Source organism: Paenibacillus sp. GD4 (assembly GCF_030846225.1).
Classification (GTDB): Bacteria; Bacillota; Bacilli; order Paenibacillales; family NBRC-103111; genus Paenibacillus_G; species Paenibacillus_G silviterrae.
Map to the genome: position 1 here is coordinate 1775554 of NZ_JAVCYK010000001.1, position 16220 is coordinate 1791773.

11 protein-coding genes are annotated in these 16220 nt (G+C 54.9%); 4 read left to right on the forward strand and 7 right to left on the reverse strand.

What is annotated here, in order from left to right; translation table 11 throughout:
• Positions 1-23 precede the first annotated feature (23 nt).
• Together RAC89_RS08375 and RAC89_RS08380 are read right to left on the reverse strand one after the other, a co-directional pair.
• A complete protein-coding gene (locus tag RAC89_RS08375) occupies positions 24-770 on the reverse strand; it encodes a hypothetical protein (protein WP_306616172.1) in 747 nt (248 codons plus the stop codon).
• Positions 703-2190 (reverse strand): extracellular solute-binding protein, encoded by a 1488-nt coding sequence (locus RAC89_RS08380; RefSeq protein ID WP_306612975.1) that lies wholly within the window; start codon positions 2188-2190, stop codon positions 703-705. Before RAC89_RS08380 ends, RAC89_RS08375 begins: the two co-directional genes overlap by 68 nt.
• A 180-nt stretch (positions 2191-2370) precedes the next feature.
• Here RAC89_RS08380 and RAC89_RS08385 point away from each other — a divergent pair, with 180 nt between their 5' ends.
• The 3 genes from RAC89_RS08385 (at position 2371) to RAC89_RS08395 (ending at position 7136) form a co-directional block, all read left to right on the forward strand.
• Positions 2371-4128 carry a sensor histidine kinase gene (locus RAC89_RS08385; RefSeq protein WP_306612976.1) on the forward strand — a complete coding sequence of 586 codons (1758 nt, stop codon included), beginning with the start codon at positions 2371-2373 and terminating at the stop codon, positions 4126-4128.
• A gap of 16 nt (positions 4129-4144) precedes the next feature.
• Complete coding sequence (locus RAC89_RS08390) at positions 4145-5728, forward strand: response regulator (protein ID WP_306612977.1); 1584 nt, start codon at positions 4145-4147, stop codon at positions 5726-5728.
• Positions 5729-6008: 280 nt separating this feature from the next.
• Positions 6009-7136, forward strand: a complete 1128-nt coding sequence (locus RAC89_RS08395) for an IS110 family RNA-guided transposase (protein ID WP_306612462.1) — start codon at positions 6009-6011, stop codon at positions 7134-7136.
• A gap of 964 nt (positions 7137-8100) precedes the next feature.
• On the opposite strand, the gene RAC89_RS08400 is transcribed toward RAC89_RS08395, so the two are convergent.
• The 5 genes from RAC89_RS08400 to RAC89_RS08420 are packed head-to-tail and all read right to left on the reverse strand — an operon-like array spanning position 8101 to position 15839.
• Positions 8101-10458 (reverse strand): TIM-barrel domain-containing protein, encoded by a 2358-nt coding sequence (locus tag RAC89_RS08400; protein ID WP_306612978.1) that lies wholly within the window; start codon positions 10456-10458, stop codon positions 8101-8103.
• Positions 10455-12320, reverse strand: a complete 1866-nt coding sequence (locus RAC89_RS08405) for a glycoside hydrolase family 97 protein (protein WP_306612979.1) — start codon at positions 12318-12320, stop codon at positions 10455-10457. The genes RAC89_RS08400 and RAC89_RS08405 overlap by 4 nt, the downstream gene beginning before the upstream one ends.
• Positions 12321-12380: 60 nt before the next feature.
• Positions 12381-13937, reverse strand: a complete 1557-nt coding sequence (locus tag RAC89_RS08410) for an extracellular solute-binding protein (protein WP_306612981.1) — start codon at positions 13935-13937, stop codon at positions 12381-12383.
• Between the two features lie 57 nt (positions 13938-13994).
• On the reverse strand, positions 13995-14873 hold the full coding sequence (locus tag RAC89_RS08415) for a carbohydrate ABC transporter permease (RefSeq protein WP_284641964.1): 879 nt from the start codon (positions 14871-14873) through the stop codon (positions 13995-13997).
• A gap of 9 nt (positions 14874-14882) precedes the next feature.
• On the reverse strand, positions 14883-15839 hold the full coding sequence (locus RAC89_RS08420) for an ABC transporter permease (protein WP_306612982.1): 957 nt from the start codon (positions 15837-15839) through the stop codon (positions 14883-14885).
• 133 nt (positions 15840-15972) lie between these two features.
• Here RAC89_RS08420 and RAC89_RS08425 point away from each other — a divergent pair, with 133 nt between their 5' ends.
• Positions 15973-16164, forward strand: a complete 192-nt coding sequence (locus RAC89_RS08425; RefSeq protein ID WP_306612984.1) for a hypothetical protein — start codon at positions 15973-15975, stop codon at positions 16162-16164.
• Positions 16165-16220 lie beyond the last annotated feature (56 nt).

Consider the following 16220-nt stretch of genomic DNA (forward strand, 5'->3'; position numbering starts at 1 on the left):
TAATTGAATCCCTTTAACAAACCCTACGCCTCCTGCAGCTCCTTAGTCCTCGCAAGCTGCATCAGCAAATAAAAATCCGCCGCCAACGCCACAACCATGATCAGGTTCACCGTCCGCAGGGAGAAGAACGTTATCACACCGGAGCCCATGACGATGAGCGTGATCCAGATATGCGATGAGCTCATGGTAAAACGCACATGCTGCGAAATGAAGGAGAACCCCCAGCGGAACCGTACGATCAACGCCACGATTCCTGAAGTAATGACAATGGAGACGGCCTGAAGGACATAGTTGACCGGACCCATTGCCATGATGTCCGCCATCGTCGTCAGCCCGGAGGCGACGCCCCCCCAAGCCATCAACGTTTGCAGCAGGCCGTACCCGATGTAGCCGATCAGCGTAACCATCAACACTTGTGTGTAGCGAAGACCGAACAGTATTTTGATTGCGAGAAAAAATAAAACGTACATCAGCAGCGGCTTAAAGGGCTCCAGCACAGGCGCGCTGCGGATAAAGAAAGAAGCGACGCTCATCGGAATCGATAGCAGCAGCAGCGGCCGTCCGTATCTTACAAACTTAAAGCGAAACACAGCCAGCATAAGCGCGAACATACTTAGGATCTCCAGCGCGGAGAGTACAATCGGCAGGCACACCTTCACCCACATTTCACCCACTCCTTTCCAGATACCCGCACACCGCTCGTTAAGGCCCTTCGGTCGCTCCCAGCTCGCTAATCTGCTGCCGGGCCGAGGCGACGTATCTGCTTTCATAGTGGAACTGCTCCTCGAGCTCCTTCAAGAACCCGCCATAGCTTTCCAGCGGCCGCTGACCATAGATGAATCTCCACAGCTCCTGCTCGATATACCGCTTGGCGTCGTCCAAGCGAAACCCGTCGGGGGGCTGGATCAAGCCGTCATAGATGGAAATGAACGGCTGCCTCGCCGCCATCGTGAAATCCGCTTCACGTTCCGGAAACTTCGTTCTAAGATAGCCCATCTCGTCCCGTCCCGTCAACTGATAGGCGTATCCCAGCGTTTCCTTCAAAATTTCGTGCAAGACAATCTTCCCGTTCGTCTCGGTATAGTGCTTGCCCGGCAGACCGTACATCACGAGCTTATTCCCCTCCGGGGTGGAGACGTAATTCAGGAGCTGAATGATCTTGTTCAGCTTCACCTTGTCGTTGCCGACGGACTTGGGAATGACAAGAATACTATCGGAGACGTCCTTCGCATACGCATACCTGTCGCCGTTTGGCCCCTGCGGAGGATCGATCGGAATCCAATGCGCGTTCGCGTTCACCTTAAGATACTCTTCCTGGTACCAGTTCGGCCAATTGAAATAAAACAGGCCGAGCTGCCCCTGCAGCGCCTTCTCCTTGTGCTGCAGGCTCGTATTGGAGACAATGCCGGGATCCACTCCCTTCGTCTCGAAGATCGAGCGGATGTAAGAAAGTGCTTGGGGCGTGGCCGGATCGTACAGCGAATTGATTAGCTTATTGCCTTTTATATAGAAGGAGCCCGGATACGTCGTGCCAAAGGCACCGAAAAGGGGCCCCAGCGCCTGATTCGGCCTTCCGCTGAACCCGTACGTGTCCTTCTGGCCGTTGCCGTCGGGATCCCTCTCGGCCATCGCCTTAACCACCGCGAGGAACTCTTCTGTCGTCCGGGGAACGTTCAGCTTCAGCTTCTCCAGCCAATCCTGCCGGATCCAAAAGCTGTATTGATAGGCGGTTTCCGTTCTGGGCAAGCCGTAGACACCGCCTCCGGCCTCCGCCAGCTGCAGCCTCTCCTTGCCGACCATCTGCATGGCCGGCTCAAGCAAATCCAAATACGGCGACAGGTCGAGCAGTAACTGCTGTTTGCTATACTGAACGAATTCCTGACGGTTTCCGATGCTGAACAAATCCGCATTGGAGCCTGTCGCCATCCCCATCTTCAGCTGGTTCGCATAATCCTCTGGAAGAAACGTGCGGATCGTCAAATCGATGCCCAGCTTCTTATCGAGCTCCTGCTTGATGGGATCCTCCTTCGGGTCGGGAAGGGGTCTGGTACCGATCATATGGACCGTAATCTTCACCCGTTCCTGCACCGGCTTCGGTTCCGATTCCTTGCTGCAGGATGCGGTCAAACAGGCAGCGGCCAAAAGCAATGCGATCGGGCTATACACTCTGCGGGTCAATGCTCGCTCCAATAGGCTCGTCCCCTTCTGCTGTCGTTATATCGTTCGGTATACTACTAGTGTACAACGAATGGATAGGAAGTTTAACAATATCACGATTTTTTTCGTAAAAATTCCCCGTACTTTTAATCAGGACTGCGTCCAACTTTGGTACAATGAGAGTACCTGGGCCGCTTGTTAGGAGGATGAAGCATGCATCGGCTGCGATATTACATGAATTGGAAGCTCTCGACCAAAACCTTCCTGCTTACCTTCCTGCTGACGGAAGTCATCATTCTGCTGCTCGGCTATTCGTACTACAACTATTCTTCCAATATCCTCGTCTCCGCGCAAACCAAGTATGCGATTGATATGAACGCCAAAACCAATAACTACTTGGAAACCCAGCTCCGGTCGATCCGTAATTTCGCCGCATCGATCGTCGGGGACAGCCGGCTGCTTGAGGACAGTCCCACCGAAATCAACCGCTGGTTTCACGATAATTTGCTGTATTTGCTCCCGACGGTCAATAATATTCATTACATTCAGGACGGCAGAGTGACGGCCAGCACCTCCAGCATCGGCTGGATGCTGATGAATAACGAAACCTTCAAATGGAACCGCGTTCGCGTGCTGGAGGCGAATAAGCTGTACTGGACCGAGCCGTATTGGTCGGAGGCGTCCCAATATACGGTTACCTTTTTTATGCTCGTTCCCGGTAAGGAAAATTCACGCATGATGCTGGCGCTCGACATCGGCTTCGAGAAGCTGTATGAAGCCCTGCTGCCGGATGCACCCGACCTTCTGCACGGGGAGCTGATCCTGCTGGACGCGGCGAACCGCCCGATTTACGGCAAGGGCTCGCATACCCGCTATAACGTGTACACCAACCAGGTGGAGTGGACCGACTTCCCGGAAGCGATCCTGGAAGCTCCTTGGAACGAGTATTCCTTGTCGCTGCCGGAGTCGGCGACCCGAACCGATTACTTTCTAACCCGCAGCAGCAATAACGTCATGAATTGGCAGGTCATGTGGATGATGGACAAGACCGAGCTGCTGAGGCCGCTGGAGGCTACGGTTCGGTTCACCGCGGCGCTTGCCGTCGCGTCTCTGATTCTGGCTCTGGTCATAGCCTGGATTATGTCCAAAATGATCGGTCAGCCGATCCGGCAGTTCGCCCTGTCGCTCGACGAGATCAGCTCCGGCAACCTGAATGCCAAGATCCCCGTCAACCGCCGGGATGAGATCGGCAATTTGGCCCGCCATTTCAACCGGATGACGAAGCAGATCGGTCTGCTGATCGAGGACCTGAAGACCACGGAAGCGAAGAAGAAGGCCTTCGAAATCCGCATGCTGCAGGCCCAGATCAAGCCGCATTTTCTTTTTAACACGCTTAATGCAATCAGTATGAAATCCCGCGAGGGGGATTTGTCGAAGGTGGACCTGCTTATTTCCTCACTCACCCGGCAGCTCGACTACAGCCTGACGCAGACGATGGAGGATGTCAGCCTGAAGGATGAATTGAACGCGGTGGAGCACTACATCCAGCTGATGCAGGTTCGGTACGAAGGCCGCTTTGATTATGAAACCGATATCGATCCGGCCACGCTCAGCTACAGACTCCCCAAGTTCACGCTGCAGCCGATTGTGGAAAATTGCATCTTCCACGGCTTGTCGCCGATGCAGGGCTCCGGGACGCTGTTTATCGGCTCCACTCGCGACGGCGACGACTGGGAGCTGCTCATCGAGGACAACGGCATCGGCATCCCGGAGGACATGCTCGGGAAGCTGCGGGCGGTTCTGCTTCGCGACTCCGTCGAAGAAGCGGACGAAGAGGAAGGGATCGGCTTCGCGAACGTGCATTACCGCTTGCGGACGCTCTATGGTCCCGCCTATTCGATGAGTCTCGATTCCTCCGCGGACTTCGGCACGCGGATCCTGATTCGAATGCCCGTAGTTATCCAACCCTAAGAGGAGGCACCGCATCATGAAAAAAATACTGCTGGTCGATGACGAACCGCTGGCGCTGAAGCACATCCGCCATACCTACCCTTGGAAGGAATGGGGGTATGAGATCGTCGGAGAAGCCGGGAACGGGGAGGAGGCACTCGGCATGATCGCCGAGCTGCAGCCCCACATTGCCCTGGTGGACATAACCATGCCGGTCATGGACGGGCTGCGCATGCTTAAGGAAATGAGAGTCCGTTACCCGGCAGTCAGGTGCATTATGCTTACGGCGCATCGGGATTTCGACTTTGCCCAGCAGGCCATCCAAAGCGGGGCGATGGGGTACATCCTCAAATCGCCGATCGACATGGAGGCCACCCGCTCCGCGCTGGACCGGGCTTCGGCCGATCTCGACAAGGAGCTCGACCTGGAGAACAACAAACGCGCCCGCCGCAAGATTGTGCAAAACTATCAGTATTCCCTCCGCAAGGATTACTTTGACAAAATCATCTCCGGCGTGCTGGCCGAGCGGCAGGAAATGATCCGAATCGGAGCCGAGCTCGATATCGATCTCGAAATGCCGCCTTATCGGCTCATCGTATGCCGAGTGGACGATTTGGCGCGGTATGCGGCCCGTTACTCGGAGAAGGATAAGCCGCTGCTTGAATTCTCCATGCTGGAGATCGTCAGAGAGACGCTGGCGGAGAAGCTGCCGGCCGGCTTTGAGCTCTTCCCGAACCGGTTCGGGCAGTTCACCCTGCTGATTCACGCCTCGGAGCCCGCCCTAAGCGAGGAGCTCCTCCGGGAGCGGCTGATTCAGCTGGAGAAGCCCTTGCTGCAGTTTATGTCGGTGCGCCTCTGCATGTCGGTCAGTCCTTCCTTCGAGTACCTGCATTTGCTTAGGAGGATGTATTCCCGTGCGGAGCACCACCTGCTCTACCGGTATTATCAAGGGAATCCGTATCCGATCTTCGCGGAGAAGGAGATCCCGTTTCAGCCGGTGCCGCCGGGCTATCTAGAGCAGCTGTCGGCAGCTTTTCCGAAGGAGGCACTGTCGGAAGGGGACGACCCGCAAGCCTTCAAGACCTGGCTGCAGCAGCTGGAGCAGGTATTCGGCGAATACCGGCCGGAGCCTGCGGCGGCGCAGAGCTTCCTGAAGGAAATGCTTCAGCAGCTCCCAGACCGGATGGCTCAGCCGTACGAGGCCGCTCTGGAGGAGCCTTCCTTCCCGCTCACTGCAGCAAGCCTAAGCCGGATTTGCGAGGAGCAGCACCGGAAGCATCAGCAGAAGCGGCTGCGTCCCGAGGTGGCGCTTGCGAAGCAGTACATCGACCAGCATCTGGGGGACGACCTTTCCTTGGAGGACATTGCAAGGGAAATCCAGTTCAGCCCCTCCCATCTCGGACATATGTTCAAGAAGGAGGTCGGCATGACGGTATTCGACTACATCCTGTCCCGGCGAATCGAGATGGCCAAGAAGTATCTCTTGGACGGACAGTACCGAAACTACGAGCTGGTGGACCGCATCGGCTTCAACAGCTACTCCTACTTCTGCACGATGTTCAAAAAGCATACCGGCATGACGCCCAACGAATTTAAGAATGCGGCCAGGGGCGGGAAGTAGATCATGAGAAAACGCCTTGTACCGTCTAGAATTCTGCAAAAAAAGGTGAATTCATAATGTTATAAGGAGCGTTACCGGGACGTGATAAGCACCAGACACCCTGTAACGCGATTTTTTCATCTTACAGTGGCAGATGAACATATATTTGGTACAGTAAGTTAAAATGAACGAAACCGACTACCATTTTGCATTACGTAGGTTGATTTTGGAAATCAATTGAATTGAGTAATCAATCAAATAATCCAAAACAGAGCTACAAACAAAAGGAGTCGGTTTAGTAATGAGTATAACCATAAAATATGTTGGTCTAGACGTATCCAAAGAAAAAATAGCTGTAGCCATCGCCCCCGAAAATAGAAATGAACCCGTCAGGTTCCATGGTGTCATCTCGCATACGAAGGAGGCTGTTCGTAAACTAGTTAATCAGTTAATGAAAGATGATGACGTAAAGTTAAGTATATGCTATGAGGCTGGCCCTACGGGGTTCGTCTTGTATCGATGGCTTTTGGAGATGTATGTGGAATGCAGCGTCATCGCACCAACAGACTTAGAGGGGAATACTCGAATAAAAACAGATAAGAGAGATGCTGTACGTCTAGCGCAGCTCTGGAGAGCAAATGAATTGACAGAGATCTATGTACCACGTCCCGAGGATGAAGCCTTGCGAGATTTGGTTCGGGCCAGGGAAGATGCCGTACAAGACAGGAATCGGCATAAACAGCGTTTAACCAAGTTTCTGCTTCGCCATCAGATCCACCCGCCCAAGGGCGTTCGAGTGTGGACTCAGCCATATGAAAATTGGTTAGATACTTTACGGTTTTCTCGGTGTTGTGAGGATATGGTATTCCAAGAATACCGAAACAGCATCCAAGAAGCTACGAACCGGATCCGAAGATATGAAGCGGAGATGGAGAAGCAAACGAGTGAAGGATGCCAAGCGACCATGATCCAAGCATTGCAGGGGCTCCATGGCGTTGCCCTAATTACAGCCGTTACTGTAGCTTCGGAACTTGGCCACATTGCAGGAAGATTCGCATCCCCTCAGCAGCTCATGAGTTATGTGGGGCTGGTGCCATCAGAACGTTCTAGCGGGGGGAGTCGTTGGCAAGGTGGGATAACGAAAGCTGGAAATGCCCATATACGTAGGGTATTGGTTGAAGCCGCCTGGAGCTATCGGAGCTCACCTGCCATACGGAAAACGCTGCGAGATAGGCAAAAAGGACTGAGTTCGGAAATTGTCAATATCTCCTGGAAAGCACAAAAGCGATTACACCACAAATACAAGAAGCTCCTTTTCAAAGGAAAGCACAAAGGAACCATCATCGCCGCAGTAGCCCGAGAGCTTATAGGTTTCATATGGGCCATAGCCAAGGAAGTAGATAAGCAAAAAAACAGCATCACAGCATAAAAAATAAGGGTATGATTGAATGAAAAAGGAAGTGATTCCGGCTTAGTGAGTTAGGCAATGCGTTACGTTACATTCTTTGGCTCGAGGGCAAAGTACTAAAGCAAGGCAGAGAGTAATAATCCGCGGAAATCACCTGCGCAAAGTCAATCTTTCAGGTAGTGCGGCTTCATGCGCGTCGTAAGTTTAGCAGGTAAGCTCTCTGGTCGTATACAATTCACTTGTGATAACCCACGAATATCAGGTTGCCAACCGGCGCAAAGAACCATTTTGCCCTCGTGCCAAGGAATGAAACTCATTCGAACCACAAGCTCAAATTAAAGAAAGACAGCAGGGAGCACGCCCCCTGCACCCCGTTACTCGCCGTAGGGCAGGGTCTGGCTTGATCAGCCAGACCGAAGTAAAAAAGTATGGGCAGAGTGAACCGCCTGTCAAAAAAGGCATTTGACAGGCTTACTTTAGAGCACTCCAAATCAAGGGTACGTGCTGAGCACTTGACGGTTTCGTTCATATCAGGTGATTTCATAACGTTACAAGGAGCGTTACAGGGCCGTGATAAGCGCCAGAAGCCCTGTAACACGATCTATATGCCGCAGGTAACCAATTTCGGGGTGTACATTTTCAAAAAGTTACGCGGCTTGTTTGGTCAAATTTCAGATAAGCAAAGACACGTTCAATAGCCGTTCGCTGCTTAAACAATTCGGCAAACTTAATGTGGGGAAATACTCCTTTTTGTTTGCCGAAAAACCTTATTCCACATGGGCTTTCTAATTATGAAATTGACTTAAAATGCAGTTTCCCCAACATTTTCCCACTAAGCCCAGATTATTGCTGCGTATATCAACTTCTCACAAATCGCTTACCGAACCTCGCTTAAGATCGCGGATTGCTGCCTTTTTTGGCAGCATTGCCATCCCTTGCCCGACACAAAATGAGAAAGAAGGAGCAGCGCTCAGGCTGCTCCTTGTTATTCATTCCTCAGCCTGTAGCTTCGACCCGGTTCGATAACAAACCGAAGGGCGCCGGTTACGTCCGATACACGGGGAGCCGTCGCGAGCGGAAGCCACTCCTTCTCCCCATCGGCAGCCAGGTCCGCTGTGCTTTCCACTACGAAGCGAGCGGGTTCCCATCCCTCATGCCGCAGCTGCAGCACGGACACCTGTACCCCGTCGTTCCACACATGCCGGTATTCCGTCCCCGCGGGAGCTACCGGATACACCTCCATCACCGCAGCGCCGTCCTCCAGGCATACGGTTACTCCTGCGCCTCCGACAAACACAGGGATCGCTCCCTTCGGAATCGGGTGATTCCGCAGGAAGGCCGGTCCCTCGTACCGCTTGCCGGTTTCGTATTCGATCCAGCTGCCTTCCGGAAGGTACACATCCCTGGTTTCGGCGGTATCGAAATCGTTGCCGAACAGCGGCGCCGCCAGCAGCGAAGGACCCAGCAGCCACTCATACTGCCGAGTCGTCCGGTTGGCCAGCCCGTAAGTGGCCGGATCGTCCGGGTAGGCAAGCGGCAGCGGCGTCATGGCCGCCGGGAAGCCCGTCTCATAGGCCGTAATCACGGCGCTATAAATATAAGGCGCATAGCGGTTGTGCCAGTCCGCCGCCTTTTTGACATGAGCCTCGTACTCCGGTCGCTGCATCTCCCAAGGCTTCCTCCCCATCGACATCGCAGGGCATAACGCGTTGAACGTCGCATTGCGCACAAAGTAATCCTGATACGAAGGGAGCGTTGGATCCGTCTTGGGCGTTCCCCCGGTAATGTCGGGATACAAATTCGATACCCCGCTGGCCGCATAGTTCAGCAGATTGATCGGCACCCGATCCTGATCGAAGTGGAAGCCTTCTCCTTTGCCGTAGTACGTGTCATTGATCCGCAGCACATCCCCAGGCGCCGAATACGCGGTGCTCCGCACAATCGTCGGACAGCCCCGGTCCATGAAGGCCTCGTTCAGCGGATTCCAATTCCCGTCGCGATAATGCTTCGTGTACACCATCGCATCTTCCTTATATCCGTCCGCTTCCCACTTCTCGCAGCCCTCCAGAAACCACGATAGCGCCCCGGGATTCCGGGCATCCAGCATGTACAGCGTGCCCCTTGGAAATTCCGCATTGGTAATACGGACCAGCTGGCCTTCGGCATCCTTCAGTAAATACCCCTTTTCCATCGCTTCATGGACATAAGGGCCGTTGTTAATCCCATGATGATAGCCGCCGTCCTCTGCCGGAGCCTTGAAATGGTTGCGAATGCCGATCAGCAGCTTCATCCCCCGCTCGGCAAAAAAACGCTTGATCCCCTCCGGGTCCGGATACCGCGGGTTCGGCAGCTCGTCCGTGCGATGCTCCTCCCGCTCGTCGTCCCAGATGCCGAAGCTGACCGTCGAACCCTGCTCCGGCAGCTTCCTGTCGCCCTTCCAGAAGCCGGAGCCGATGACGCCCCACGCCAGTTCGTAGCCGCGCTCCGCATATTCGCTCAACGCTTGCTCCACTGCACTCTGGTACGAGTTCCAGCCTAACGAGCCGTAAGCCTCCCAGCCTACGCGGAACATCTCGTACTTGGGCTTCCGGTCGGGATATCCTTCCGCCTCCCGGGCATCGCGGTAATCGGCATAGATGGTCTTCATATCCCCGATAAAATAATACAGCCCCTTCACGGAACGAACACCCGCGGCACCGAGCAAATTGTGCTCTTCCGTTAGGGCGACCCGCTTCGAGCCCTCCTCGAACAGCACCTGGGCGAAGCCGTGCGCAGGGAAGACGCAGAAGGTGCTGATAAAGCGCATGTTCGTGCCTTGATTCACCACATCGTTACGGACGAGCCCGAACACGTCCGCCGTATCCCTAGCCGGTATATCGAGCTTCCCGCGTTCCGGGGCATCCTCGGTCGGCACCCGATCGACATGGGCCCCGAAGTCTCCCATGCCAAACACCGGCCGCTGCGACGCCGTTCGCACCTCCAGCGTGTAGCTGCCTTCCACTGCAGGAATTACATTCATGCGCACCGCGTGGGGGTCCAGTCGAAGCGCAACCGCAGCCTCCGTCCCCCGGCTCGTCGTAATGCGAAATTCGGCGGTGTTCAGGCCGGTGAGCCCCACATACCGGGTTTCCTCCGCATCCACCGCGTCGCCGCCTCCCGCCTCCGACAGCCGAATGCCGGACACGGGGTGCGCTCCCGCCGCCAGCCTGCCATCCTTGTGGAGGAGGGAAAACCCGAAGCCTTTCCTGCGAATCCGAACCGTATAGTCCGGCGCGGTGAGTACGATCTCCTCCGGGGATTCCAAGATATCGACGGCAGCGATTCCTTCGGCCTTCACAGTCATGGGCTCACCTCATCGGCAGGCCGCAGCACCGCGACATAGCCCCCGTTAGGCGGCATTTGGATTTTGAGACGGCGCTCGCCATTCTCCAGAGCCGACTCCTCACGAGCAAAGGCGGCAGGGCCAGCATCCGATAACATGACAGCCCGGTAGTTCTTATCCGCCGGCAGGAACGTGAGCTCCTCCAATTCAAGCGTGACCGCTTCAGCGTTACCGTTCAGCACCGCCACGTACCAGACATCGCCTTTCCTTCTTGCCATGGCGGCGAGCTCGCCGATCCGGCTCTCTTTCAGCACGACCGTCTCCTCCCATACCGAAGGCAGCTCCTTAATCAAGTCCAGAGCGGGACGGCATGACGGCTCCTGAAGTAAATACTCAGGATGCTCTGCAATGACCTGCAGCGGGGAAGTAAAAAGAATTCCCGTCGCCAGCTGATGAGCGAAGGTCGTATCCCCCGGGTTGGAGAAACCGATCGGCGTATAATCCCCATGTCCTGTCAAGAACCGGGTGAACGGCAGCGCCGCATTGTGCCAGGCGGGGATCGGGCCTTCCTTCATCTTGTTCAGCTCCAGCCCCCGGATGCCTTCCCGGCTGATCTCGTTCGGATACGTGCGGGATTCTCCCGTCGGCTTTGAAATGCCGTGGAAGTTGACCATCAGTCTGCGCTCCGCGGCAATCCGGAGGGCCGCCGTTTCGAAGGCAATGGAGACCAGATCCTCGCAGTCAATAAAATCAATCTTGAGCCCTACCGCGCCGGCCGCCTTCACATGATCCATGAATTCGCGCATAGCCCGGTACTGATCCGCGGGATCGTTCATTTCCTTCGACCGCTTCCAGACGAACACCCCGACTCCCTTCGCGGACGCGTAATCGGTCAACGCCTTCAGTGCGGCCCACTTGTCCTCCCACAGTTCCCAGCCCTCATCCACCGTCGTAAATTCATAGCCTAAATCTTCGGCATGATCGATCATCGCCTTCTCTTCCTCGAAGCTGCCCGTCCCCCGGCTCCACCAGCGCCAGACGGAGCGTCCGGGACGAATGTAGTCCTGACCCGGGAACAACGCCGGGTCCGGCTGCGGATTGAGGTTCGTGAGCAGGTCGCTATTCACCAGCCCGTTCAGGTCGGGGCTCAGCATGGTGACTCTCCAGGGCGTCACCACCTCCCCTGTCAGCTGAAAGCCGTCCGCCCCCTCGGTGAAATGGGCCTTCACGATGCCGTCGCCTACTGCCTCAAGACGCATGCCGCTGTAATTGTACAGCGCCGCTTCGCAGACGACAGCGTAGCCCCGCCCATCCGGAAGCTCCACAACCAGCGGAGTCCCCTGAACGGGTCCTTGTGAGGATACCGTATGCAGCTCCTCTGCCCCGGTACGAATCCATTCTCCCGCGTAGCTTTTGAGCTTCCAGCCGTTATTCCGTTCGAAGAACCACACGCCCGCCTGAGCAGGAAGCTTCCAAGAGGAGGCTTCCCCCTGAATCGTAACCGTCCCCCGGTCCGGGAGGACGTAACGGATCGCAAAGCCGTCCTCGTAAGCACGCGCTTCCACCGTATACTTGATGCCCGAGCCTTTATGGGTGACGGCTATCCTCATCTCGCGGCAGCGATTAACGGCCACCGTGTGCACCCCCCGGGCCGGATACGTTTCGTCTACCTCCAAATAAACAGGCGCTTCCGCCTCTACTCCGTCGCCGAGGTGGTGTCCGTCGACGAGGACCCCGAGGTCCGATAAGCCCACGACGGAGGTTCCCCTGAACTTCACCTCATATTGAAGCTGCCCCTGTGCGTTGATGAGAAGATCTCCGCTTACGGCTCCCTCCGGGCTTTGCAGCTGATAACGCGATAATGGAATCGATGGATTAATCATTTGACATTCATCTCCTATAAAAAGTGGGTGAAGAAGGTCAGCTCTTCACCCACGGCTTATTTACTTGCTGGTTTCCACTTTTTTGATATAATCGTTCATTTGCTTGACGAAATCCTCGCCCCCGGCCTTGTACCAGCCTGCCAGCAGCTCATCGAATTTGGATACCGGCTGCTCGTTCATGATGATCTTCATGATCGTCTGGCTCCATACCTTCTGATAATCCATGTAGTTCGGCTTCTTGGCCGCTTCGGGGACATAATCCAGATGCTTCGAATTGACTACCGAGGTGAAGGACAGATCCATCCAAGGCTTAATCAGATCGCGAATTTCTTTTTTCGTTCCGGCAGTTATGAAGAACTCAGGGTCATTATTGCGGCGCATCGAGTTGCGGCGAATCGGGCTTTTCGGGGCGTCCATGATCGGCGTGATTTCTCCGTTAACCTTGTTATAGTCCATGCCCTCGAAGCCTTCGACAACCGTTTTCCAAATATCATCCGCGAGCCACGCATCCAGCAGTTCGACCGCCTTTTGCGGATTTTTGCTCGCCTTGGTAATGCCCCAGAAGCCCCACAGCCCGGTTCCGTAGCCGATACCGCTTACCTTGCCGTCCTCATTCTTCACGAACACATACGTCAGGTCCACGTTCGGGTTCAGCTTCCGCATTTCTTCCGTATGCCAGGTGTAGTGGCCTGCGAAGCCAGGATATACGCCCGCGATGCCGCGCCAGAAGCGTTCTCTTGCCTTGACGCCGTCATTCGTCGCCGAATCCGGGTCAAGGAGCTTTTCCTTCTGCAGGTTGGCCGTGTAAGTAAGCGCCTTCTTAAATGCCGCGCCTGAAGGATCGTACGTTGCATCCATATACTCATACTTGCTGCCGGCCGGTGCCTTCTGCCATTGGAAGAGCCCGAACTGGCTGGTCAGGATCGGCTGCAGCACCTTGTTGCCGTCTACGAAGCCCGCGTAGCCGTAAGTATCGTTCTTGCCGTTTTTGTCCGGGTCATTCAGGGTGAATTTGCGCAGGATGTCCGTAAATTGATCGATGGTCACCTGGCTGTCGGCAGGAATGGTGATGCCCACGTTTGCGAGCCAGTCCTTGCGCACCCAGAAGGCGTCGTTACGCGTCACCGAGGTACGCGGAATCCCATAAATCTTGCCGTCCTGGTTGACCTTGAGCGCATCCCAGGAGGCTTGATACGAATATTTAGTCAGGTTCTTGGCCGAGCTCAGGTAGTCGTTGACCGGGATTACGATGCCGTCCTTCACCGCATTGATGAAAGCCTGCTCGCTTGTAGCCGGGAAAAAAACGATGTCCGGATAATCGCCGGAGGCCAGCATCAGCTGCAGACGCTCCTTGTATCCTGTCGTCGGAGGGATTTCAAATTCCAGCTTGGTGTTTGTTTTCTTCTCCAGCATCTCCACGAATTTCTTGTCCGTTTCGGACAGGTTGGCCTGCTCGTGGTTCGCCATCATCTTCAGCTTGACCGGCTCCTTGCTTGCGGACGAATTGCCGTCCGCTGCCGGTGTTTTTGCCGGCTCCGTTCCTCCTCCGCATGCGGAAGTGAATAGCAAAGCCGCAGCGACCGATACGGTCCAGACCCCTCTGAACTTGTTTTTCATTTTCATTCCTCCAATGATGTTAGGATGATATGGATAAAGCATCGGCCCCCTTACAGGTTACCCTTTCACGGAGCCGAGCATCAAGCCCTTGACGAAGTATTTTTGCAGGAACGGATACACACACAGGATCGGCAGCATGACGATCATCAGCGTCGCATACTTCAGCGTCTCCGTCGGTACGGTGCCGGCCCCGAGCTCGGCGGCGTTGCCTCCGGTGGAAATTTCCATCATCTTGGAGCCCTCGATAATCTCCCGGAGGAAGAGCATCAGCGGCCACTTCTCCACGCTTCGGATATACACGATGCCGTTGAAGAAATTGTTCCAGTACCCTACCGCGGCGAACAAGCCTAAGGTCGCTATGATCGGCATGGACAGCGGGAACACGACGCGGAACAAAATGTACGGCTCCGAAGCTCCGTCGATGCGAGCCGCTTCCTCAAGTTCCTCGGGCAGGCTCTCCATGAAATTTTTCATCAGAATCAGGCTGAAGCCGGACAATAATGCCGGAAGAATCAGCGACGCCAGCGTATCCAGCAGCCCTAAAGAGCGCATCAGGTAGAAGTTCGGAATGAGCCCTCCGTTGAACAGCATCGTGAACACGATCAGCAGCATGAACAGTCTGCGGCCGCGCAGATGGGTTTTGGATAACGGGTAGGCCGTGATCAGATACAGAAAGACGCCGATGATGACCCCAGATACGGTGACGATGATCGTGTTCAGATAGCTTTTCCAGAGAATCGGGTGACTTAAAATTTCCTCATAGGCTCCCAGGGTGAAATCCTGCGGCCAGATCAGCATCGGGTTCGCAACAAACGCCGTATAGGAGCTGAGCGAAACCGCTGCAACGTTAATGAACGGATACAGCATGCAAATACAGGCGAGGACAATCAGCACGTAGTTAATCAAGTCGAACAGTTCGATCCGTTTCCATCTCATGAGCTTCACCTACCAGATTTGTTTGCCGAACAGGCGGGAGAGGCGGTTTGCCCCTACGATCAGCACGAAGCCGACAGCCGCTTTGAACAGCCCTACCGCAGCAGCGAACGACATCCGGCCGTCAATTAAGCCGATTCGGTACGTATACGTTTCGAACACATCCGCCACATCGTACGTCATCGGACTGTAGAGGAGGAAGATTTGCTCGAAGCCGTTGTCGAGAATATTGCCCAGCTGCAGAATGAACAGCACGATAATCGTACCCGTGATGCCGGGAAGGGTAATGTGCCGAATTTGCTGGAAGCGGTTGGCGCCGTCCATTTTGGCCGATTCGTATAGCGTAGGATCGATGCTGGTCATGGCCGCCAGGTAGATGATCGTGCCCCAGCCGACGCCCTTCCACACCTCTGCGGTAACGATAATGCTTCGGAAAAACTCCGGCTTGAGCAGGAAATTGATCGGCTCGCCCCCGAATTCCTTGATTACGTGGTTCACCGCTCCGGTGGAGGGGGACAGGAAGTTCATAATCATACCCGCAAGTACAACCCATGAAATAAAATGCGGCAGGTACAGAATCGTCTGGGACACTCGCTTGAACAGCATGTGCCGGACCTCATTGAGCATCACCGCCAAAAGGATGGGTGCCGGAAAGCCGAATAAAATTTGATACATGCTGAGCACAAGTGAGTTCCGCAGCACCTTGTAGAACTCAGCCGATTGGAACAAATACTCGAAGTTCTCGAAGCCGATCCACTCGCTGCCCCAGATGCCACGCACGAGGCTGAAATCCTTGAAGGCAATAACAATGCCGAACATGGGGATATATTTGAAGACCAGGAGATACGTGAATCCCGGGATCAAAAACAAATACAGCCATTTATTCTGCCTCATGTAGGTGAACAATGATTTGCGCTTGGGAACGGCTGCGGCTTGCTTCGCAGCCTTGGAGGAGGCCGTTATTTCCATCGTTGTCACATCCTTTCTTATCTGCTGCTGGGGTAGGTCTCTTGTCGTACCTTTATTAAACCACGGCCGCCGGGTGAAAAAAGTTCAGAATCTGGCGAAATGTTTCACTATATCGTGGAGTTGCCGGGCCGCCTTGGGCGGGGAGAATGAGCGGGTCCGCCCGCTGCCGCTCAGCCTTGCGCGAGGGGATCCCGCGGCCCGCGCAACTATCGGCTACCGCAGGCTTCCTTGGACGGCTCTCGTACGCACAAGCCCTCTCCCGAAGGGCGGTTACCTGCATTTCCTGCAGCTAAAGACTGGGATCGCCATGATCATCTTGCATTAGATGAAGGAAATACAGATAAAAGGCCTGAGGAGCTCGAGCTCCTCAGGCCTTTGCCA